Below are 23,614 nucleotides of genomic sequence, written 5' to 3' on the forward strand. Positions count from 1 at the left end.
TTTTCTCATACCAAAAAGAGAGTGTTTTATGGGGGAAATTTTGAGGGTCTTGTGTGTTGCAGCACCCGGCGTGTGAATTCGAATGATAACAAATGCAAAGGATGTTTTGCATCACCAAATCTGGTGAAATTTTCGCTGTTGCGATTCACGGTCACGACTCTGAGATAGTTCCCGTATGCTTTCCCGCACTCCTCATATCCCGTTGCTGCCATTGGTCGCGCTGCTGTGTGTTTTTGCAATTTTTTCGTCCGATTTGAACGCAGCACACACGGACGCCAAGGGTTTTATATTCCGCGAATGGTTTGTTGAGGACGGTTTGCCGCACAATGTTGTCAGCAATCTCGTTCGCGATTCGCGCGGTTTTTTGTGGGTGGGCACTCTCGGCGGACTGGCGCGTTTCGACGGGCGCGAGTTCGTCAAACACGACATGCCCGACGAGTTCATGGACGGCGGCTATAACATCCGCGGCCTCGCCATGGAGGATGAGCGCACACTTCTGATTATCACGGGTGGCAACAAACTCGTGCGACTGCGCGACGGCGTGTTCACGTTGCATCCGGCGAATGCGTTTCTGGACGGCTTGCGGTTGCGCGACCTCGCGGTGGGAACCGACGGTGCGGTGTGGATCGGCATCGGCACAACCACAACAGCGATTGTGCGTTGGGATGGCAAAGGGCTGAAAACTTTCGCGGCAGACGCAGGTATAACGTCACGCGGCGCACACTTCTGTTTCGTGCCCGACAAAACCGGACGCATGTGGATAAGTGGCGCAAATTTTTTCGGCTGGCATGACTCGTCCGGCCTCCACCGTTACGAGGGTGAAGCCGGACATGGAATCATTATCGCACCGACGCGGTCGGGTGGTTTGTGGGTCGCGGCGAACGAACACTTGGCGCGAATTGAAAACGGAATCTGGAGCGTCGTGATGTCCGGCGATGCATGGGATACCGCCGGCAACCTCGGCATCCGCGATGTTTTTGAAACGGTAGACGGTTCCGTGTGGATAACGACACGCCGCGACGCGGTATTTTGTTTGAGAAACGATGCACTCGAACGCGTTCCGCTGCGTTACGAACGCGTGCTGGCGATTATCGACGACATCGACGGCAACGTGTGGGCGGGTGTTTATGGGGGCGGTTTGGTGCGCGCCAAACCGAGAAATTACACGTTGCTCAACACCGAAAGCGGCTTACCGACGGAGATGAGTTACTCAGTCTGCGAAGATGAGCAAGGCGCACTTTGGTGCGCCAATCAAAACGGCGGCCTCGCGCGCATGAAGGACGGCAAAGTCAGCATCGCCACACTCCCGAACGGCCAAAGCATTTATATCAATACCGTGTGCGCCGACCGGCAGGGGCGCGTGTGGGCGAGCACGACGGGCGGACTGCTGTGGACATCAACCAAAGGCCAGTCGCATGACGGCGTTCCCGGCAGTGCCTCGCGACGCTGGATTCTCAATCGTTACGAAGTGCCAATACGAAATGTGCAGACACTTTTCTGCGCGAGCAACGGCGACCTTTGGATAAGCTGGGACTACACGCGACTCGGCTATATGCGCGATGGAAAATTGCATGAAATCAAAAGCGCCGACGGATTTCCCGGTATTCGCGTCGCCGGCATCGCCGAGCGCAAAGACGGCGAAATCTGGGTCTGCCTTGAAGAAGGAGGCATCCTCCAACTCGAAAAAAACACGGGCAGGTTTGTCACAAAAACATATCCTGCCGGCGCCCCCTCTCTTCGCCTGCTCACGCTCTTTGTGGATAGCCGCGACAACATCTGGCTCGGAACCACGCACGGCCTGCTCCTCTGGCGTGGCGAACAATCGCGCTTTTTCACGGCAGCTGACGGCTTGCCCGATGAGATCATCAACCAAATCCTCGAAGACGAACACGGACGCCTCTGGATAAGCAGCCGCGGCGGCATATTTTATGTATCCATAAATCAACTACTCGCTACCGCAAACGCAACCACTAAGGGAAACCCATCGCAAAAAATCCCCGTCACCCTGCTTGGCCACGACGAAAATCTCGCCGGTACCTCCGGCATGTCGGGCGGCCAGCCCATGGCATGGCGCACGCGCGACAACCGCGTGTGGTTTGTCACCTACCGCGGAGTCATTGGTTTCGAAACACCGGGGCCGAGCGAAGCGCGCCAGCCGCCGCCCGTTTACATCGATAGAATCACGATGAACGGCAATGCGCCCCAACTTCCGCCGCCCAACGGTGGCGTGTTGCGCGTGCCACCCGGCACCGCGCCGATTGAACTGCGTTTTGCCGCGCTCAATTTTTCCACGCCCGAACGCACGTACGTTCGCCGCATGCTCGAAGGCTTCGACATGGACTGGGTTGACGCCGGCAACGAAACCAGCGCCACCTATCCGCGACTCGCACCGGGCCGCTACGTGTTTCGCGTGCAAGCGGGCGACGCCGGCAGCGGCATCATGGCGCAATCGGAAGCCTCGCTCGTCATCATCGTCGCCGCCGCGTGGTGGCAGACCGCTTGGGCAAGCCTGCTGGCCGTGCTCGCCTTTGCTGCGATTGTCGCCTGGATAGCGCGCCTTGTTTCGAACCGCCTCCTCAAACAACGCCTGCGTCGCCTCGAACATGAACACGCCCTTGAGCGCGAACGCGCCCGCATTGCCCGCGACCTGCACGACGACCTCGGCAGCCACATCACGAAAATCGGTTTCGCCGCCGACCGCCTCCAGCGCAATCACCCCGAGCTTTCACACGAAGAATCGCTGGGACGCATCATCACTCACTCGCGTCAATTCTCGGAAGACCTGCACCGCATAATCTGGACTGTTAACCCGCAAAACGATTGCTGGCACCAGCTAGCCACCTACATTGCGCACTATGCACAACGCCACCTCGACGACACCGGAATCATCTGCACCGTGGAGGGCGTCGAATCGATTCCCGCGCTCCCGCTGACGCCTGAAGTTCAACACCACCTGCTCGCGCTCACAAAAGAAACGCTCAACAACATGCTCAAGCATTCCAAAGCCGACCGCGTCACGATTCTCCTCTCAGCCATCGAAGGACGTTTCCACATGAGCATCGCCGACAACGGACGAGGCTTCGACACCACCGTAAGGAACAACGACGGCAACGGCCTCGTCAACATGCGCGCACGCATCGCAGAAATCGGCGGACAAATCGAAATCCGAAGCGCCCCTGGCAACGGCACGCAGGTCACCGTCAATGTGCCTTTCGAATGCAAGGCATAATCCTTAAATCTTAAGTATCCCTTCACCCCATGCCTATCACCATCGCAATTGTTGAAGACGACGCCGATATCGCGGACGAAATCTCAAAACTCATCGCCGAGACACTCGACTTCAAATTATCGTGTGTGTGCCGCAACGTGCGCAGCGCGCTGGAACGCATCCCCGCCGCCGCACCCGACGTCGTCATCATGGACATCAACCTCCCCGATGGCTCCGGCATTCAAGCCACCGCCCAACTCAAGCGCCTCATACCGCGCACAGAAGTGATGATATTCACTATCTACGAAAACACGGAGGACATCTATCAAGCACTCGAAGCCGGTGCCAGCGGTTATCTCCTCAAGCGCTCAAGCTCCACCGTAATCGTCACCTCAATACGCAATCTGATGAAGGGAGAAGTGCCGATGACCGCCGCCATCGCGCGAAAAGTGATTCAATCGTTCCAAAAAAAAGAGCAACCCGCTCAGGCAAACCCGGGCATGTCCAAACTGACGCCGCGCGAAATGGACATCCTGCAACTGCTCGCGAAGGGCCATCCGACAAAAGAAATCGCTTCGCAACGCTTCATCAGCATCGACACGGTGAACACGCACTTGCGGAAAATCTACGAAAAACTTCACGTCCACTCCCGCGCCGAGGCGATACTGAAATTTTTAGACAAAAAATAAAACGATATGGAATGGAGGGATGAATCTGTCCCATCCGAGAATAACAAGAGACGCTTGCCATCTAAACTGGACGACACAGAGGTTGTCCATCCAGCTTCTGAAAACCACCATATCTGGTGATGGGAAATAGCCGGAGATTCTGTTATTCTTGGATAGCAGTCGGATGACTCCAATCCCTGCGGCGCAAAACCTCTCCCGATGAAAACATCTCTGCCATTATCCCTCGCCTTTGTCATGACCTTCGCCGCCACCTCAATGTGCGCACAAACATCCGCCCTCGCCTCCGACACTACCATCTCACTAAACGGCATATGGCAATTCGCCCTGGCGCCGACCGACATGGATACGGCCGCCTTAGCCGATTTTTATCAGCCGGACTTTCACAGCCAAAATTTCAAACCCTCTCCCGTCCCCTCGAATTGGACTGTGCTCGGATATGAAGAACCGGTCTATCGCGGCTTCAAGGACAACAAGGCAAGTGAAGGGTTTTACCTGCATGACTTTACTCCGCCAGAAAACTGGAAGAACAGGCGCGTGCTGCTGCATTTCGGCGGCGTCTGGTCCTCTGCTGAAGTCTGGCTCAATGGAACCCGCCTCGGCCGCCACGACAGCGGCTACACTAGTTTTGCCTTCGACATCACCGACAAATTCAAGGCGGGTGAAACCAACCGTCTCGCCGTCCGTGTGCGCCAGGTGACGCGCGAATATAAGTTCGACGTTTACGACGACTGGACGCTCGGCGGCATTTACCGCGACGTCTCGCTCGAGGCGATGCCGCAAAAACGCTGGATCGACAGCGTGGTCACCCAAACCGTGTTCGACGATCTGTTTCGCGACGCCGACCTGCGAGTGCGCGCGATGGTGGGCGACAGGCATAAGAACACACTGCCGGGCAACTATCCGAGTCCCGGTGAGCTTTACGATTTGCGCGTCACGCTTTCTACAAACGAAGGTATTGAGGTTGCGCGCCAACAGTTGACCGTCCCCGCGCATACGTCCACGGATCGCGAGCTGCGCCTGACCCTGCGCGTGCAATCCCCGCGCCACTGGAACGCCGAAACCCCTTATCTCTACAACTTGCGCGTCGATCTTTTGGAAAAGGGTGAGGTCGCGCACACACGCACCGAACGCGTCGGCTTCCGGCAGATTTCGACCGACGGCGGCGTTTTCCGAATCAACGGGCAGGCTGTGAAACTTCGCGGAGTGAACCGCCACGACGAGCATCCCGATGTCGGCCGCGCGACGACGCGCGAGCACTGGCTGCAGGACATCACGCTCATGAAGGCGGCAAACATAAACTTCGTCCGCCTCGCGCACTACACGCCCGCGCGGGGCTTCATCGAGTTGTGCGACGAATTGGGAATGTATGTCGGAAACGAGGTCTCGATCGGTGGCGCCGGCGACCTCATGTATGATCCGTCGTTTTCCGCCGCCGCGCTGCAACGCTCGCACGAAACCGTCGTTCGCGACATCAACAGCCCGTCGATCGTTTACTGGTCAATCGGCAACGAGGACCCGCTAACCTCAATCCACATGGCTTCGGTGAAACTCGTCAAAGCGCTTGATCCCACGCGCCCCATCCTGCTGCCATGGCGCTGGGAGGAATGGCTTCCGCCGGAAATCGACATGCTCGCTCCGCACTACTGGCACCCGCGGGAATACGACCGTCTCGCCGGCCGCTCCAACCGCCCGATCATCACCACGGAATACACGCATGCCTACGGCACCGACGGCTTCGGCGGCCTCGAGGCGCGCTGGAGGGAATTGACAAAACACCCCTCCGGCGCAGGCGGCGCGATCTGGCTCTGGGCCGATCAGGGAATTAAAACCCCGGTGCAAAAACCCAAGGCAAAATCCGACGACCGCAGCGGCGGCGACGAATACCTGCGCATCGACTCCGCCGGCTGGGACGGCATCGTTGACGCCTACCGCAATCCGACGCGCGATTACTTGGAAACCAAGGCCGTTTACGCACAGGTTTATCCTGCGACGGACAAAATCACTTTCACGCCCGGCGACGCCTCCGCGCGTATTCCCATTCAAAACGATTTCGATTTCACCGACCTCGACGCGGTTAAAATCGCGTGGTCGATCCACGAGGATGAAAACGAACTCGCTTCTGGCTCCGGATCGATCAGTGGCCAGCCGCACTCGGTGTCCGCGTTCAAACTGCCCTTGGAAAAGCTGAAAACAATTCGTGCCGGAAAAACCTATTACGCATGGTTCATTTTCACCGACGCCGCCGGTGCTGAAATCACGCGCAAGGCCGTCGAGCTCGTCCCCCTCGCGAAATCCTCGCCGCGTATTTCCACGCCGTTGAAACTGACCGTGTCGCAAGGCGAAAACGTTGCCGTCACCGTCGGCGGAGCGCGCTACGTTTTCGACCCGAAAACCGGGCACCTCGTTTCCGCCGCGCTGCGCGACAAAACACTCATCACCGATTTGAGCCCGGTTATCTGGCGAAAACTCGACGACAGCGAAGTCAGCGTTGTCGGACGCCGCGCCGCTCGCGAGGCGAGCGACCTCAACCGTTACACGCCCTCTGCGACGACATGGAACGTCACCGAGGAAAACGGACGCGTTGCGATTCACGCAACGGTGGATTACGCCATCGACGAGAAAAACCGTTTCACCACGACCTACCGTTATGAAATCGGAACCGACGGCAGTCTCGATGCCCGGTACGAAATCCTGCCCGAAGTCACGGTGCCCTGCGTTCCCATTGTCGGCATGACCGTGCAATCTGCTCCGGAATTCAGCGCCATCCGCTGGCTGGGCCTCGGCCCCGGCAATGCGTATCCCAACAAACGCTCTGCGCCGATCCTCGGTGTGTGGGCCGGCGCGGCGGGAAGTGCGGACATCGCCGGCACAAAAGCTATGCGCTGGCTCGAACGAACCGGCGCTGGGGGCGGCTTCCGTATTTTGAATGTTGGATACTTCGAACATGACGCCTCCGCGCCGGACACGCTGCGCATTTTGTCCGGCGTGCTCGGCCGCCCCGAGAAAGGCCGCAAGCCGGACGACTCCGTCCCACAACTGGCAACCGGCTCCGGCGAGCCGTTCGTCGGCTTCCTGAAAATCGAACTCAAAGAAAACGAATAATTCACATACACATGACAGCCCGCACCGCCCTCCTCATCGCTTTTGCGTTCGCATCACTCCAAACATCGGCCGTCAGCGCTGACGCGCCCTCGCTTTCATCGCCGACGGCGACTGGCTCGCAGGTAAGGCCGTTCCGGCAGGCGGCGCTTGACGTCCTGCAAATCACGCCGGTCACGCCCGCGCGCGTTGAACAGCGCAACGGCGTTGTCTTTGCCGATTTCGACAAGGCGGCGTTTGCGAACCTGCAAATCGAGTTCGCCGTCGCGCCGCCCGACGGCGAGTTCACCGTGCGCCTCGGCGAAAAGCTCGGCGACAATGGCGCGATTGATCGCAAGCCGCCCGGCAGCGTGAATTATCGCGAGGCCACGCTGCGCACGCGGCCGGACACGCGATCCTACACAGTCGCGGTTCCGCAAAAGCCATTTCACCTCCGCGAGAACCCCGTCAAATTACCCGAATCGTTCGGCTACATCACGCCGTTCCGGTATGTGGAGATCTCGGGTGACTCGTCCGCCCTCGCGCCCGGAAAAATCACATTGAGGCAGGACTTCGTCCACATGCCCTTTGACGACAACGCCTCCGCGTTTGAATCTCCCGACGAGGTGCTCAATGCCGTTTGGGATTTGTGCAAATACACGATGAAGGCCACCACCGCCTTCGGCCTGTATATTGACGGCGAGCGCGAGCGCATCCCCTACGAGGGCGACGCGTATATAAACATGCTCTCGCACTACGCGTGCGACCTCGACCCGCGCGCCACCCGCGCGACCGTCGAGCACCTGCTCGAGCATCCAACCTGGCCGACTGAGTGGAGCCTCCAAATGCCCATGATCGCCTATGCCGATTACGAGGCGACGGGCGACCCGGTGCTCGCCGTGACACATTTCGACGCGCTCTTGAAAAAAACACTCATGGACAAAACGCGCGCGGACGGATTGTTGCGCGCGACTGCCATCGTTGACTGGCCGCCGGGCGAGCGCGACGGTTTTAACAGCGTGGACGCCGAGGGCGTCAAGGTGGACAAAAAAATAACCTCTGTCGCCAATGCCTTTTATTATGAGTCCCTGCGCTCCATGGAACGTCTCGCGCGGGCCACCGGACGTGAAGGCGAAGCCAAACAGCTGGGCGCGCGTGCTGATCAAGTGCGGCGCGTTTTCAACGACCTGTTTTTTGACAAGAAGCGTGGCGTTTACATCGACAGTCAGGGCTCTGCGCACGCCTCGTTGCACGCGAATATGTTTCCCCTCGCTCTTGGCCTGGTGCCCGAGGAGCGGCTCGCCTCCGTCGTCAGTTTTGTAAAATCGCGCGGCATGGCGTGCAGCGTCTATGGTTCACAATACTTGCTTGAGGCGCTTTATAAAAACAACGAAGCCGACGCCGGCCTTGCACTCATGACGGCCAAGACAAAACGCAGTTGGTGGCACATGATCAAGCTCGGCTCGACCATGACGCTCGAGGCGTGGGACGTTGAATTTAAGAAGAACCTGACCTGGAATCACGCATGGGGTGGGGCGCCGGCCAACATCATCACACGTTACGTTCTTGGTGTGCGTCCGCTTCAGCCCGGCGGCGCGCGACTCCTCATCGCCCCGCAACCGGCCTCGCTCCAATGGATGCGCGGCAAAGTCCCCACGCCACAAGGCCCCGCAGAAGTGTCGTGGAAAACCGACGGCAACCGCGCGACCCTGATCGTCACGGTGCCGCAAGGCGTGACTGCACGCGTGGAGCTGCCCGCACCGGCGGACAGCGTTGCCGTGATTCAACTCAACGGCGCGCCATTCACCGCGAAGGTTGAGAACAAAAAACCGGTGGCCGAGCACATCGCCGCCGGCCGCCACGAATTCAGTATCACGCTTGCTGCTACAAAATAAACAGACCGCCACACAAAGAAACCGAACAACGATGAAAATCATGTCCCCCTTTAAGGCGGTGAAAAAAATCCCAATCATCCCCGCACTCGCACTCGCGCTCGTCGCGCTTACCCTGCCGTGCTTCGCGAAACCAATCGATCTTCCCATCACGGAAACCGGCGCAATCGGCGACGGGAAAACACTAAACACCAAGGCGATCCAGGCTGCGATCGACAAGCTTGCAGCTTGCGGCGGGGGCACCATCATCGTGCCGAAGGGCGAGTTCATAACCGGCGCGATTTTCCTGAAATCCAAGGTGAACCTGAAGCTGGAGGAAGGCGCCGTGTTGAAAGGCTCCACGAACATCGCCGACTACCCAACAATGCCGACACGGATGGAAGGCTGGTTCCTTGACTGGATTCCCGCCTTGGTGAATGCGGACGGCTGTGACGGGCTTCAGATCACCGGTCCGGGCACGATCGACGGGAATGGCCAAACGTTTTACGTCAAATTCTGGAGCACGTTGAAGGCCGACAAATCAACCAAGAACCTCGATGTCAAGCGACCGCGCCTGACCTTTATTCGCGACTCCAAAAACGTGCATATCAGCGGTGTGAAATTCAAGGACTCTGGCTTCTGGACGCTCCACCTCTACCGCTGCACCGACGTCCTGATCGAAAACAGCAGCTTCGTGGCCCCCTACCGCAAGGAAACCATAAACGGAAAGCGCATCCAGCAAAGCGCGAGCACGGACGGCACCAACCTCGACAGTTGCCAGCGCGTGATAATCCGCGGCTGTTATTATTCGGTGAAGGACGACTGCATCGCGATGAAAGGCTCGAACGGGCCGCTCGCGCACTTGGACAAGGATAGCCCGCCGGTTGAGAACATCCGCATCAGCGATTGTGAATTCGCGGCCGGGCATGGAGTCATCACCTGCGGCAGCGATGCCACGGTCGTGCGCGACGTGATCTTGGAAAACTGCCGCGTTACCGGCAAAATCCCGCTGCTCCGCATGAAACTGCGCCCCGACACGCAGCAACTCTATGAGGACATCCACGTTCGCAACGTCACCCTTGCGGCTGAGTCGGGCAGTTTTCGCGGGGAAATTTTCGACATCAGACCCTGGCGCCAATACCTCAAGTTGAAGGAAGGCGAGCCGCCCCTGACATCCATGGTCAGAAACGTATCCCTCACCAACGTGACCGGTTATACCAAGTCCTTCGGCGCGATCACCGCTGACGCGAGTTCGCAGATCAGCGACATCCATGTCGAAAACGTGGACGTGCGGCTCGAGAACGAGAATCTCAAAGTCAACAACGTGACCAATCTCACGATGAAAAACGTGGCCGTGAATGGCAAACCCTACGCCGCGCCCGCCCCCAATCAAAAATCCACCTCAAAGTAGCCTTAAATCCTGCGGCGCAAAAACCCTCCCAGCCACCCGATGAAAACACCTCTGCACTTATCTCTCGCCCTTGCCATGACCTTCGGCGCCGTCGCAATGCGTGCGCAATCAGACAAACCCAAACCGCCACCGAATCAGCCTGCAACATTTGCCAAAGTCTCCTACGGCGAACATGAGCGCCAGGTGCTGGATTTCTGGAAAGCACCGTCCGACAAACCCACACCCGTGCTCATCTACATTCACGGCGGCGGTTGGGTTCGTGGCGACAAAAAGGCAGTGCCTTATGTCCAAAAATATCTCGATGCAGGCATCTCTGTCGTCTCGATCAACTATCGCTTTTCCTGGCAGGCGCAGCTCGCCGGCGTAAAACCGCCCGTCGAGTGGCCGCTCCGCGATGCCGCTCGCGCCGTGCAATTCGTGCGCTCAAAAGCCGTCGAATGGAACATCGACAAACAACGCATCGCCGCATCCGGTAAATCCGCCGGTGCGTGCTCAAGCCTTTGGCTTGCGTTTCACGACGACATGGCCGCTCCCAAAAGCACCGACCCCGTCGCCCGCGAATCCACATGCCTGACGTGCGCCGCAGTGAACATTGCCCAAACAACACTCGACCCACAGCAAATGAAAGAGTGGACGCCTAACAGCCGCTACGGCGGCCACGCCTTCGGCTTCATGGATCCGAATGATCTCAAAACGCGAGACACGCGTTTCACCGAGTTTCTCGAGCACCGCGCCGAAATTCTCCCGTGGATAAAAGAATATTCGCCCTACGAATACGCCAGCGCCGGCGATCCGCCAGTCTATCTTTATTATGACAACGCCCCCGCGCTCGGCAAAAGCCCACGCGACCCCACGCACACCGCTAACTTCGGCGTAAAACTTCAGGAAAAGCTCAACACCCTCGGAGTTTCGTGCGAACTCGTCTATCCCGGCGCGGCCAACATCAAACATGCAACGATTGAGGATTACCTCATCGATACGCTGAAACGATAAAACTCACCATGGAAAAAACGCCCTCATTTATCGCCCTCATTCTCGCATCCGCATCTTGCTGCATCGGAGCTTCCGCTGCATCGACACAAAAATCCATGCAACCCGAAATCGTCGTAGCGATGGGAAAGGCCGCCGATTGGCAACTCGCCGCCGAAATCAAACCCAAGCAATCCCCAACCGACTGGATAAACGGCGCATTCTATACCGGACTCATGGCGACAGCCGAGACATCGCCAAGCCCGCGCTTCCGCGAAGCCCTGATTAAAATCGGCGAAACAAACCAATGGAAAATCGGCCGCCGCACCTATCACGCCGACGATCACTGCGTCGCCCAAGCCTATCTCGAACTTTATCTGAGCGACAAAAACCCAAAGCAGCACGCAGACTGGATTAAAACCACGCGCGAACGTTTCGATTATATTCTAAAGAACCCCAAAACTGCCGACACACTTGCCTTCGATAAAAAACGCCGGGGCAATGGTGATCGTTGGTCTTGGTGCGATTCGCTCTTTATGGCGCCGCCCGCATGGATTCGTCTTTGGAAAGCGACCGGCGACCAACGCTACCTCGATTTTATGCTCTCCGAGTGGCAGGCCACGTCGGATTTTCTCTACGACAAAGACGATCATCTTTTCTTTCGCGATAGCACGTTTTTCCCACCGCGACTCGAATCGAACGGCAAAAAGATTTTCTGGTCACGCGGCAATGGCTGGGTGCTCGCCGGTCTCGCCCGCGTGATGCAGTATTTGCCAAAGGACCATCCGGCCCGCCCACGTTTCGAAAAACAATTCCGCGAGATGTCCGCCAAAATCATCACCTGCCAGCAACCGGACGGCTTTTGGCGCGCGAGTCTGCTCGATCCGGAAAAATATCCGAACAAGGAAAGCAGCGGCACTGGTTTCTTCGTTTACGGCCTCGCCTGGGGCATCAACAACGGCTTGCTGGATGCCGCGACCTATAAACCTGCTGTATTAAAAGGTTGGGCTGCGCTTATGTCGTGCCAGCAAGCGGACGGCAAAATCACCGGTGTGCAACAAGTCGGCTCCAGCCCGACCGCACACGCCGACAACAACAGCGAACCCTACGGCGTAGGTGCGTTTCTGCTCGCTGGCTCTGAAGTATATAAACTTGTCGGGAACAAATAACCGCAACCCACCTTATTATGAATCAACGTCGCAATTTTATCAAAACACTCGCACTCGCAGGCGGCACTCTCGGCCTGACAAAAGCCACGGGCTTGCGCGCGCAAGCTACTGCGCAAAACACCACAGCTGCCACATCTGACATCGCTCCGTATTGGGCATGGGATAAGGCAGATGTCGCCGCGATTCGTCCCTACTGGTGCGATGTTGCGAGTCGTCTTGCGACGCCGGTGCTCGAAGCGCTTTCGAAGCGACAACTTAAAGCAACCATGCCCGTCGAGCCTGCAGGCACCAAGCAAAGGGACGTGACCTATCTTGAAGCGCTCGGACGCGTGCTCGCCGGCATCGCGCCCTGGTTGGAGTTGCCCGCCGATGATACGCCGGAAGGTCGCCAACGCGCCCGCCTTGCCGTGCTTGCCCGCGAAGCGATTGACGCGGGCACCGACTCGAAATCGCCCGATTTCATGAACTTTTGCGAAAAGAAAGTGCGCCAGCCTCAAGTCGATTGTGCGTTTCTCGCGCAAGCGATGTTGCGCACGCCACGCGAACTCTGGGAAAAACTCGACGCGCGTGTGAAAACAAACGTGATTGCCGGAATGAAGGCAACCCGCGTGGTGGGGGCCAGCACTCGCAATAACTGGTGCCTGTTTGCAGCGATGATAGAAGTGTTTCTGGCCCGAGCCGGTGAAAAGCACGATGGCGCTCGCGTGACCAGTGCCCTGAAATTGATGCGCGAATGGTATGCGGGCGACGGTTGGTATGGCGACGGCGCGTCGTTTCATATGGATTATTATAATTCATTCGTCATTCAGCCAATGCTTGTCGAAATCCTCGACATCGTCGGCGACGAAACACCCGAATGGAAAGAGCTGCGCGACCACGCCAAAACCCGCCTTACACGTTACGCAGAAACGCAGGAGCGCTTCGTCGCACCGGACGGCTCGTTTCCGCCGGTGGGACGTTCGCTCGTTTATCGCGGCGGTGCATTCCAAGGACTCGCGTTCGCAGCCTTGCGCAAACAACTGCCGAAAAAAGTCACGCCCGCCCAAGCCCGCACCGCGCTCACATCTGTGATTCGTCGCACAATGGAAGCTCCCGGTACATTTGATAAAAACGGCTGGCTGCAAATTGGTCTCGGCGGCCATCAGCCTGCGCTTGGTGAAAATTATATTTCCACCGGAAGCCTCTACATGGCCAGCCTGCCGCTGCTTCCGCTCGGCCTGCCACCCATCGACCGCTTCTGGACAGATGCGCATGTGGCAAGCACGTGGGAAAAAGCATGGAGTGGCGTGGACATGCCCGAAGACCACGCCATCCGCGGAGACGCCGGCGACCGCTGGCAGGCGAAGTAATCCGTGATATTTTAGAGATAGCACGTTTACCTGTCATGGGAGATTCTTAACAAACCCTATTATATGGATTCCCATGTAATGCAGAAAGTCGTCGAGGCTGTTACTCGGTATGAACAGTTGGTCGCCGATTTTGTGGTGCATAGCATATGCACTCAATCTGATTAATTTCCCGGCATCAGGCACTATCCCAGCCGAATGAACTATACAATTTCGAGTCTCAATAATTGATGTAATTTTAGCTAAAACTTCGTCATAATTTAAAGCGGATTCAAAAGATAGCTCTTTGTGAAGTTTTCGTATCTGCTTAATGGTTTTATTTCCGAGCTTAATCGGTGATGTAGATATGCGTTTATAGGTGACTTGCACCAACTCTAAACTATTATCTGAAATTCCGTAAATTTCAGAAATGCTATTAAAAAAAACTTCGAACGCGGTGCAAAGCTGTATCGTCGCCTGGCGCAAACAAAGTTGGCTATATTCACCGCTATCAAAAGATTTACGCAGCTCGCCAATAGTGCGAATCGTTGTAACGGGTTCGGGATAGTTATCCGATATTGCTAATTGCGATTCATCACCCAAAGACGAAATGTCTAGGTGTTCTATCAGTCGCGATCCAGCGTAATGAGTGGCGATATCAAGAACAAAAGTTTTATACGCAGTAAATGCTGCTACCACCTTTGGATTTTTGTGAGTTACTTCCCAGTTCATAAAAGCTCCTGTCAAACGTATTGAAACGTCCAGAAGTTATTCGTCTTTCATGTTATCCAGCGCTTTGTCCCAATATTTGATCTCAGTGAACTTGGCGGTAAAACCGTCACCTCGCGAACCATGTGAGGCAAACCCGACTTTGGGCGGCTGCGTCAGCGCGAGGTGGAAACTGCGTATCTGCTGCCACGTCACATTGTCGGGCGAATAGAGAAATGTGATTTCGTTCCCTTTCTTCACCATCGCCATGTAAGCGTGCCCTCCCGCGCTCATCGAATTGCAGTCATCGGAATGTGTGCGGGTCACGACAGAAACAATTGTCGGGATTTTTTCGACCGAGTTTTCGTAGCAGAATTTCGCCCAGAGATTTTCGTCCTGATAAATGACAAGCGCGCAAACGTCGTAGATGCTTTTCAAATCGCCCGTGAGCTTTGCGCGCAGCGTGAAATCACCCCTGGGCGTAAACACGACCATCGGCGCATCCTGCACGCGGTAGATGCCGTTGGGATTGTTGAAGAGATTCGTTTTTCCCTTAGCGGAGATTTGTATCAATTCGTCGGTGACGGTGAGCGCCACGGGTTTGTTCAACACCTCCATCACGTAGGGAATCGCCTTGGTTTTCAAGGGGGCGGCATTTGCGGTCGCAAACAACAACGCGAACGCGATGGATGAACCGAAAAGTAATTTTGCAATGGGAGTTTTCATGATCGTGGTGTGTAGACAGGTTATGATTCTCGTAGCGCAGACTGCCAAGTCTGCCGATCGTATTTTTAGCGCACCGGCACCACTTCAAACGCTCCGGAGAACTTCTTTGTCTTTTCCAAATCGAGATACCATTCGGGGCGTTCGGGCGGGAAGAGTTTTGTCCACCCGCCGCTCTGATGCGTGAGCACGCGCAACGTGTAGCCGCCGTTCGCGTCGCCGCCGAGACGGGCGGCTTGTGCGCCGCGAACATGCAGGCTCGCTCCGTCGGCGGTGGTCACGCGTATCCAATCTGGATTCCATTTGTTGCCTCGTGCGAGCGCGTCGGCCGTCGCGTAGCTCCACCAGCCGAAGCGTGTGGCGGCGGTTTTTCCGGCAATCGAATTGAGCGGGCCGTAGCCGAGCCACGTGAGGCGGTTGAGGTTTTTTCCGAGTGAAAACTCGACACCCGCCTCGGGAATGAAAAGCGCGTCGAGCTTGGGTTCAATTTCGAGCGCGATGCGGAGGACGCCGGTGTTTGTGACGGTGTAGTTGTAGGTTGCACGGGCGATGTTGCGGTCGTCAGCGCGGTATTCGACTGTGGCGGTGATGCGCACGGCGCCGGCGTTTGCACTCTCGGCGATGTTCCAGGAGACGAGCCTGGGCGCGATGTTTTGCATAAACGTGTCCCAGTCGTATTGGCGTTCGCGTTTGTCGAGCGGGTTGCGTTCCCCGTAATCCACGGGACGCCAGACTAGGAGCGTCGCGCCGTCGGTTACACGTTTGCCCGCGATACTGATGGCGGAGATTTCGCCGGTCGCCGTGTTGAATTCGTAACACGCTTCGCCTGCGACGACGGAAACAGCGGAGGCGCGTTTTTCGATTTTGGGCGCGGCGGGGTTTGCGACGGCGGGCGCGGCGGGTTGCGGGGTGGATTCGTAACCGATGCGAACGCTCTTGCGCGTCATCTCGCTGCCGTCGGCACGGAGCACGGCGATGTCGGCGTAATATACATGTTGCGCGAAGTCGGTGATTTTTGCGGCGGGGATTTCGAGTTGCGCGGTGACGTGAGGCGGCGCGGCAAGCGTGGCGGTGCCGTTCTCGATTGGCTCGGCGTCGCGGTGGAGCGTCCATGCAAACGTCACGGTGTTGAGGTCGAGGAAATCGTGATCGTTGCGAATGGGAATGCGGAGGACGGGTTGGTTTGCGTTGAACGCGATGCGTTCGGCGAGAAACCGCACGGGGGCGTAAACGGCTTTCGTTTCCCAGTAGTCGCGTTGCGGCGTGCGGTCGGCGTTGACGATGCCATCGGCGCCGTCGTTTCCGTGCGCGTCGATGATTGCGGCTCCGTTCTCGATGATATTTTCCGCAACGAGTTCCGCGCCGTAGGGAGTGTAGTGTTTTTTGTCGCGCATGGGGTGCAGGATTTGGCGGCCGTTGACGGGGCGGCGAAGGCCTTGGTCGGCCCATATCCAGATACAGCCGCCGGCGCCGGTGGGATGCGCGGTAAGCGTGTCGAAGCGTTGCTCCAGTTCGCCAAAGTCGAACTCGCCGGGGCCGAGTGCGTGCGAGTATTCGGTCGTGATGATGGGGCGGCGCGAGTCGGCGGCGAGGCGGTCGTAATCGGCGGCGCTCCAATAGTGCGGTGCGAGGATGTCGATTTCGGGCGGCAGGTGCGTGTCGGCGCGGAATGGCTTGAGCACGGGACGTGTGGGATCGAGCCCTTTGAGCATGCGCAGTCCGGCAAGGTGGATGGAGGTAATCGCGCCTTCGTTTCCAAAATTCCAAACGATGATCGAAGGGCGGTTGCGGTCGCGCATGACGGTTTCGTGGAGGCGCAGATACACGCCTTCGGCGAGAATGGGGTTGTTCAAATCGCTGCCGCCATAGCCGAGCGGAATTTCACTGAGAACATACATGCCCATTTCGTCGCAGAGGCGAATGAAGCCCTCGGCGGGCGGATAGTGCGAGCAGCGGACGGTGTTTATGTTCGCGGCTTTCATGAGCTCCAGATCCTGACGCCAGTGCTCGGCGCGCGTGGCGCGACCGACGTCGGGGTGCTCGTCGTGGCGATTGACGCCGCGCAGTTTCACGGGCCGGCCGTTGACGCGGAGGACGCCACCGGTGGTCGAAACGTCACGGATGCCGATGCGGTCGCTCCAGGTGTGGACGTGTTTGTCGTGATAATACAAATCGACGCGCAGATCGTAGAGATTGGGCGTCTCGGCGGTCCACGCGGCGGGTGAATCGACGCGGAGTGTGATCGGCACATCGCGGCCGTTGTGTCCGCTCGTGATGGTGGCGGCGGTGTAGGTGTGCGTGGCGATGGTTTTGCCGTCGCGAGTGAGCGTGGCCCTGAGTTCGAACGGAGGCGATGGAGCGAAGATGTATGCTTTTTCGTTGCGGGAAATCATCGCGCGCACCTCGACGGTGGCGTTGCGATACTCGTAGTCGAACGCTGTGCGCACGCCGACGCTTTCGATGAACAGTTCGCGCGGCGTGTCCTCGATCCAGACGCTGCGGTAAATGCCGGGCAGCGACCAGTCGTCGTTGGTGTCGAAGCGGTGCGACTGCACGCGCTGGCGCACGCGCACGGCGAGCTGGTTCTTTTTTCCCGGTTTTATGTTTTTCGAAATATCAAATGCGAACGACGTGAACCCGCTGTCGTGGCGTCCGATATTTTTCCCATTGAGCCAGACTTCCGCGGAAACCCACACACCGTCAAAATGGAGCAGCACGCGCCGGTCTTTGAGCGTTTCCGGAGCGTCGAAGCTGTGCAGATAAAAACCATCGGCCTCGCTGGGACGGCGATAGCGTGGTTCGTCGAAGCGGTCGTCAGTCGTCCAATTTGACGGAACGGCGATGGGAGCAAACGCCGACGAGTCGAATGACGCCTCGTAAAACTTGCCAAACTTCGCATCGGCGGCTTCCGCGTTTGACGCGAGAGCAAACCGCCACTGTCCGTCGAGTGACAAACGCCGGCTATCCAGAGACTGAGCCGCAATGGCAGCTGTCGCAATTCCGATGCTTGACGCTGCTGTAAGGGCAAATAAGGGAAGACTCAATTTGGTGCGCAAACTGGGTAGCAGGGACGGTATCGTATTCATAAGATTTCTAGATTTGTCTCAAAATTTTTAAACTGAACAGTGAATTAGTGGAGGCACTCTTCATGGTGGTGGTATTTACAACTAAAGATAACTTTGAAAACAAAATGCACACTGACAAATCCGCCAATTTTCGCGAAAACAGGTATGATTGATTTGGCAATTTGCCCCAATTATTTGGTTACAAATGATAACAGACATTCATCATGCGCGGTATCACCAAATCTGGTGATTTTTAAGAAGGCAAAAATGTCAGGCTTTTAAACAAAAACGACAAATCAAAAGCATACATGCTTTCGTTTTTAAAATATGAGCGATATGAATCTCTTATGCACTAACCAGAACTTGTGATTCATTTGCTAGGGTAATTTTGATAGCATGAACGGCGTGAAATACGTCGATACCTCGAACCATAAACTGATTTCCAATACTCAGACGAAAATTGTGAAAGTGAAAAGTATCTTTGCTATTTTTGTTGGCAGCTCAATATAAATTTAATCACGTGTTTTCACAATAATGAACGAGCGCAACAGGCAGCCCGTGAATAGCGCGACGTCGATTACGTGATTGCTCCGCTTGGGCAAGAGCTGCGCAGCCAAGCTTACGCTTGCTGTAGTTGCTGCACAAACATTTTGCCGTCGCTTGTCCACTACCATAGCCAATTTGAAAAGCTTAAAACAGCATTTTCCTGTTTTCCCGCTTTTCTCCAATCCCGCGCGTGGGTTATGCGCTAAGTTGCCCAAAAACATGTTTTTGGCTTCACTTTTCAACGCGCATATGTTCTTATCTGCATTTTCTAAACCATTAACAATCAATTAAGTACCGATTATTCGTCAACTTAGCTATTTGTCAGGAAGCGGTTCAAGCTCCTCGGTTCGCGCCATCCACTCAGCAAGGAATTGCATCGCCGCTTCAGTATGGCAGCAAATCCGTAAGTCCAATTCGTTTCGACCATGGACGCTGACTACTGGAATGAACGCTACGCCGCCGCCGGGCATTTCTACGGCACGGAGCCCAACGGTTTTCTCGCCGCAATGGCGTCGCTAATTCCAGACGGTCCGGTACTCTGCTTGGCCGAGGGCAAGGGACGTAACGCTGTCCATCTCGCCACGCTCGGGCATCGTGTGACCGCGGTGGATCAATCCTCCGTCGATCTGGACAAGGCACAACGGCTCGCCGCAACGCGCGGTGTGACGCTGGAAATCGTCGTCGCCGATCTCGCCACCTATCCGATCTCCCCGGGCAGATGGGCCGGCATTATCTCGGTCTTTGCCCACCTGCCATCGGCCGTTGCGCCGTAACCTCCACGCTGCAGTCGTGCATGGGCTGAAGCCGGGCGGCATTTTCATTCTGGAAGCCTACACGCCCGCCCAGTTGGCCTTCAATACCGGTGGGCCGAAGGACCTCGTGCTGCTTATGCAGCTTGACGATCTCCACACTGAGCTCGCTGGTCTGAACCTTCTCGTCGCTCGGGAGATCGAACGCGACGTGGTGGAAGGCTCCGGCCACCGCGGCCGGGCCGTGGTTCAGGTCGTGGGACGCAAACCCCAAAAGTAGCCACTATCTTGCAGGGGCTTGCCGCCAAATCAGTCCATGTGGTCTACGTATAGGTTGGGAGGACTGTTCCGTTCTCTCTCGACGACCCCGCTTGACGACTTTGCTAGGCTGGTGTTCTGGTATGCACACAACCATTCATAACAGCCTGCAATTTTGCCATGTGCGCGTCCGATATCGTCTCACGCATGTGTTAAACGGCTCGCACTGGAGCAAGGGCGTCTATTCACCCCCTCAAAATTTTTCGCCATCGCACACCGCAGTTGCTAGCGCCCGGCGTTTTTATTCAACCGCCCAAGAAGGGGGCGCTGCGAAAAATACTACCAATGATTCCTTTGCTCGCGTGTTTCCCCGTGTTATGAAACGTGTCCACAATCTGTTATTTCTGCTGTTCTTGTCGTGCTTTGTCGCCGCTGAATCGGCGACGCAGGATACAAACTCCACACTGCATGTAGTGGCTCTAAGCACGGTGCTGACCGAGGTGGCTCGTGAGGTCGGCGGGGATCGGGTTCAAGTCATCGGACTCGTCCAGCCAGGCGTTGATCCGCACGGATTCGATCCGTCCGCGGCGGATGTGCGCAAGCTTGAGGAGGCGGACATTGCGTTCGCATCGGGCCTCAATCTCGAAAGCTATCTTGACCGGGTCGCAATCGCCACCGCCGGGAAAACGAACATTGTCAGGATTGGTGAGGCGCTGCCGTTTATCCGCATGTCTGCCGATGATGATGCCACCCCCAATGCCATGCATGGTCATCATCATGGCGGCCATGCGAATGGGAAAGGCGAACGGGAACCGGATCCGCATTGGTGGCACAGCATCGATAACATGATACACGCCACCGGTCTGGTGCGCGCCGAATACACGCGACAGCGGCCGGCGTGGGGCGAGGATTTCTCGCGCAACGCCAAGCTGTATCAGCAGCGGCTGACTGCGCTTAAGGAATGGGGGGCCAGCCAGATGTCCACGTTGCCAGCGTCGTCTCGGCATTTTGTGTCCTCACACGATGCTTTTGGTTATCTCGCCCACGATTATGGTCTTGCCGTGCATTCTATCAGCGGCCTCTCCACCGAAAGCGAACCGGATGCCAGACGCATGACGGAACTCGTCAACTTGATCCGGCGCGAACACATCCGCGCCATTTTCGCGGAAGAGAGCGCCAATTCCCGTCTCCTCCAAAATCTTGCGCGTGAAACGGGAGTGCGTATCGGCGGTGCCCTCTATGCGGACGGCCTCGGACCTGCCGACAGCGATGCCGCGACCTACGGCGCGATGTATCGCCACAATGTCCGCACGATCGTAGAATCCCTGCGTTCTCCGTCCGACGACACATCGAAATAAAAACGCGATATGCGTCAGTCTTCGGATGCGACCGGTTTTTCTGCTCCGCCAAGAGCGTTGTGCAGCGGAAGACTCATGAGCCGACAGTGACGATATCGGCGACGAGATGCGCCGCGAATGCGCGAGCCTCCCGGCAATGGTCTTATTATGATGAAAAGGCGAAAAGCGCGCATCGCAAGCGGACATCACGGAGGCGCTCCACTTGGTTGCGGCTTTGCCTATCGTAACTGACGATGAAGCCGCCCAGCGGGCGGCCAATGACACGGACGCACTGGCCTCGCGAAAGCCGCCAAGGCGGCCGGCGTTGCTATTTTCTCATGATTCGCGGGGCTTCCAACGCAGCTCGAAATGTTTGGCTTCAACTCGGAAAAGGCAACTCAGGACGGGATTAGGCATAATCGACGCCCTTGCTGATTCACTGAGATTTTTCCACTTCCAATCCCATAAGAAAATAGCGCCTCGGCCACCGCGTCCTGCAGGTTGCGCTCAATCGTCTGCCGCAGGGGGCGCGCGCCTAGGTGGGGATGAAATCCCTCGCGCATCAGAAATTCCAACGCCTCCCGGGAGACCTCCAGGTCGAATCCGACGGACCGCAGGCGGTTGACTTCGGCCGCGAGGTGCAATGCGGCGATTTCCCGCTGCACGTCGGGCGTCAATCGTCCGAAAACGAACTTGTCCGGAATCCGGGCAAGGATTTCGGGACGCAGGGATTCGGCCACGCGCCGCAGCACGGCCTGTTCAATGCTGGTGAGGCTCGATCGGACCATGCGCATCGCTTCCGCCGCGCCGAGATTCGAGGTGAAGGCGATGTAGTCATTGCGGAACGAAACCACTTGTCCGGTGGCCAGCGTGAGGTGCCCGGGTTCCAGCATCTGAATGAACAGATCGAAAACCTTGGGGTGGGCCTTTTCCAACTCGTCGAAGAGCCAGATGCGGCGCTCTGCTCCGTGCGCCGCCCGGCCAATCGCGCCGCCTTCCGAGCCATCGGCTCCCAGCAGGCGTTCGATCGCATCCGGGCGCTGATACTCGGAAAGGTCGAACCTCCGCACCGAATTCTCTCCGAAGAGATAGTGGCCCACCAGTAAAACCGACTCCGTTTTACCGGTCCCCGTCGGGCCAACGGCGAGAAAAATACCCCGCGGCCGATCTGTCCGCGTCAGGCCAAGTTCGCCACGAACGAACACCGCAGCCAATCTCGGCAACACGTGATCCTGTCCACGCAAATGCGCGCGGAGATGCCCCTCAATTCCTTGGAGCCGGAGGAGCTGTTCACGATTTGCCATGCCGTTTCGGTTTGACCGCCGACTTGGTGCGTGGGCGCCGCGGAAAATCCCTCAAAAATTTCTTTACCGCTGGAGCCCACGACGCCGGTTTGGGTGCGGCACGCAGAATCGCGCGGACGACGTAGGCGCGATTGGCAATGATGTTTTTGTCCGCAAGGTCCGTGATCACCCGATCGAGCTTCTCGATCAAACGGGGAGGCAGATCCACTGTGGGAATGTCTGCGATATTGTCGGTTTCGCGCGGACCGGTCTTGGCCGCATAGTCGCGATGGAGCAAGACGGCGGCCGCGAACATCTCGGTTTCGGAGGTGAGCTCAATCAAGGCCCGAATGACCGTGCCACGACGGACGGACGCACCCAGGCGTCGCAACCCGAGCGTCTGGGCGTTCAGCGCTTCCACGTCGGAAGGGTAGAACGAGAAGCTGACTTTGACCGGGATCGAGGTGTCGGAACTCATATTTAACCCATAAACCCATAAAATAAGCGTTGACAAGCGGCAATTTTATTATGGGTTTATGGGTTAATGATACTGTTTCCCTCATCTTCTGCCACGGTCTCGGCGCTTGTGCTTCCTTCGCCGCTTTTCGTGCAGATCCAGCAGCTCAAAGACGGCTTCGGCTTGGCCCTCGCCGTTCTCTTCATGTTCGGTTTTTTCTGGGGAGTGATTAAAATCTGGTCGGGGGCCAACGCCATCAGCAAAGGCGATCCCGACGGCAAGGCCGGCATCGTGGCCGGCATCATCATCGCGGCGGCAGCCACGATCATGGCCGCTCTGTTCAGCATCTTCGGTCTCCAGGATGCCGTGATTACCCCTCGTTTCTGACCATGGCCGATCTGCGCTACACCGAGACAAATGCAGCCGATGACTCGGCTGGACGCGTCTTTGGACTGGATGGCAACCTGTATCTGCCGGTCCTGCTCGTCGTGCTTGGCGCCCTGGCGTTGTTCGCGATTTTCACCTTGGTGCTCAAGATCGGGTTTATCCTGGCCGGCTTCATCGTCGCCGTGCCGTTGGTCGGTGTCCTGGGCTGGATCCTGTTGCTGAAACAAGGCAAGCCGGCCGGCTATGATCGAGACCTGCTGGAGCAGCTTTTGAGCGGCGGTAATTTCACGCGGATTGCTGGCGAACAGCGGAGGGTAGTGGAATGAAGCCACATGACAAAGCCCCCAACGGAGTCTTCTGTGATGGACTGATTCTTTATGG

The 23,614-nt window shown here is 57.1% G+C and carries 16 protein-coding genes and 1 pseudogene; 12 read left to right on the forward strand and 5 right to left on the reverse strand.

Annotation, left to right across the window (positions count from 1 at the left end; translation table 11 throughout):
* Nucleotides 1–253: 253 nt before the first annotated feature.
* The 8 genes from OH491_RS01405 to OH491_RS01440 all read left to right on the forward strand — a co-directional run bounded on the left by OH491_RS01405 (nt 254) and on the right by OH491_RS01440 (nt 13,744).
* The gene (locus OH491_RS01405) at nt 254–3,229 is read left to right on the forward strand and encodes a sensor histidine kinase (protein ID WP_334319198.1); all 2,976 of its coding nucleotides are present in this window, start codon (nt 254–256) and stop codon (nt 3,227–3,229) included.
* Between the two features lie 29 nt (nt 3,230–3,258).
* Complete coding sequence (locus OH491_RS01410) at nt 3,259–3,897, forward strand: response regulator transcription factor (protein WP_068769665.1); 639 nt, start codon at nt 3,259–3,261, stop codon at nt 3,895–3,897.
* 234 nt (nt 3,898–4,131) lie between these two features.
* Nucleotides 4,132–6,999 (forward strand): glycoside hydrolase family 2 TIM barrel-domain containing protein, encoded by a 2,868-nt coding sequence (locus OH491_RS01415; RefSeq protein WP_084442014.1) that lies wholly within the window; start codon nt 4,132–4,134, stop codon nt 6,997–6,999.
* Nucleotides 7,000–7,010: 11 nt separating this feature from the next.
* On the forward strand, nt 7,011–8,870 hold the full coding sequence (locus tag OH491_RS01420; protein ID WP_068769663.1) for an alpha-L-rhamnosidase C-terminal domain-containing protein: 1,860 nt from the start codon (nt 7,011–7,013) through the stop codon (nt 8,868–8,870).
* 40 nt (nt 8,871–8,910) lie between these two features.
* On the forward strand, nt 8,911–10,257 hold the full coding sequence (locus OH491_RS01425) for a glycoside hydrolase family 28 protein (RefSeq protein ID WP_334319197.1): 1,347 nt from the start codon (nt 8,911–8,913) through the stop codon (nt 10,255–10,257).
* Between the two features lie 96 nt (nt 10,258–10,353).
* On the forward strand, nt 10,354–11,250 hold the full coding sequence (locus OH491_RS01430) for an alpha/beta hydrolase (RefSeq protein WP_342750837.1): 897 nt from the start codon (nt 10,354–10,356) through the stop codon (nt 11,248–11,250).
* 8 nt (nt 11,251–11,258) lie between these two features.
* Nucleotides 11,259–12,395: a glycoside hydrolase family 88/105 protein gene (locus tag OH491_RS01435; protein ID WP_068769661.1), complete on the forward strand. Its 1,137-nt coding sequence runs from the start codon at nt 11,259–11,261 to the stop codon at nt 12,393–12,395.
* Between the two features lie 17 nt (nt 12,396–12,412).
* Nucleotides 12,413–13,744 carry a DUF2264 domain-containing protein gene (locus OH491_RS01440; protein WP_084442012.1) on the forward strand — a complete coding sequence of 444 codons (1,332 nt, stop codon included), beginning with the start codon at nt 12,413–12,415 and terminating at the stop codon, nt 13,742–13,744.
* Nucleotides 13,745–13,777: 33 nt separating this feature from the next.
* Here OH491_RS01440 and OH491_RS01445 read toward each other — a convergent pair whose 3' ends face one another.
* From OH491_RS01445 to OH491_RS01455, 3 genes are all read right to left on the reverse strand, one after another.
* Nucleotides 13,778–14,452: a hypothetical protein gene (locus OH491_RS01445; protein ID WP_145928677.1), complete on the reverse strand. Its 675-nt coding sequence runs from the start codon at nt 14,450–14,452 to the stop codon at nt 13,778–13,780.
* A 36-nt stretch (nt 14,453–14,488) separates the two neighbouring features.
* On the reverse strand, nt 14,489–15,154 hold the full coding sequence (locus OH491_RS01450) for a DUF1349 domain-containing protein (RefSeq protein ID WP_068769660.1): 666 nt from the start codon (nt 15,152–15,154) through the stop codon (nt 14,489–14,491).
* 65 nt (nt 15,155–15,219) lie between these two features.
* Complete coding sequence (locus tag OH491_RS01455; RefSeq protein WP_068769659.1) at nt 15,220–18,105, reverse strand: glycoside hydrolase family 2; 2,886 nt, start codon at nt 18,103–18,105, stop codon at nt 15,220–15,222.
* A gap of 1,082 nt (nt 18,106–19,187) precedes the next feature.
* On the opposite strand from OH491_RS01455, the pseudogene OH491_RS01460 reads away from it, so the two are divergent.
* Nucleotides 19,188–19,791, forward strand: a pseudogene (locus OH491_RS01460) (class I SAM-dependent methyltransferase).
* A 121-nt stretch (nt 19,792–19,912) separates the two neighbouring features.
* Nucleotides 19,913–21,127 carry a metal ABC transporter substrate-binding protein gene (locus tag OH491_RS01465; protein WP_084442010.1) on the forward strand — a complete coding sequence of 405 codons (1,215 nt, stop codon included), beginning with the start codon at nt 19,913–19,915 and terminating at the stop codon, nt 21,125–21,127.
* A 377-nt stretch (nt 21,128–21,504) separates the two neighbouring features.
* Here OH491_RS01465 and OH491_RS01470 read toward each other — a convergent pair whose 3' ends face one another.
* Entirely contained in the window at nt 21,505–22,410 is a 906-nt protein-coding gene (locus tag OH491_RS01470) for an AAA family ATPase (RefSeq protein ID WP_084442009.1), read from the reverse strand.
* Complete coding sequence (locus OH491_RS01475) at nt 22,397–22,867, reverse strand: hypothetical protein (protein WP_068769655.1); 471 nt, start codon at nt 22,865–22,867, stop codon at nt 22,397–22,399. The genes OH491_RS01470 and OH491_RS01475 overlap by 14 nt, the downstream gene beginning before the upstream one ends.
* Before the next feature lie 129 nt (nt 22,868–22,996).
* On the opposite strand from OH491_RS01475, the gene OH491_RS01480 reads away from it, so the two are divergent.
* Both OH491_RS01480 and OH491_RS01485 read left to right on the forward strand, forming a co-directional pair.
* Nucleotides 22,997–23,233: a hypothetical protein gene (locus OH491_RS01480; RefSeq protein WP_334319695.1), complete on the forward strand. Its 237-nt coding sequence runs from the start codon at nt 22,997–22,999 to the stop codon at nt 23,231–23,233.
* A 2-nt stretch (nt 23,234–23,235) separates the two neighbouring features.
* Nucleotides 23,236–23,559: a hypothetical protein gene (locus OH491_RS01485; protein WP_068769653.1), complete on the forward strand. Its 324-nt coding sequence runs from the start codon at nt 23,236–23,238 to the stop codon at nt 23,557–23,559.
* Nucleotides 23,560–23,614 lie beyond the last annotated feature (55 nt).

Source organism: Termitidicoccus mucosus (genome assembly GCF_038725785.1).
Lineage (GTDB): Bacteria > Verrucomicrobiota > Verrucomicrobiia > Opitutales > Opitutaceae > Termitidicoccus > Termitidicoccus mucosus.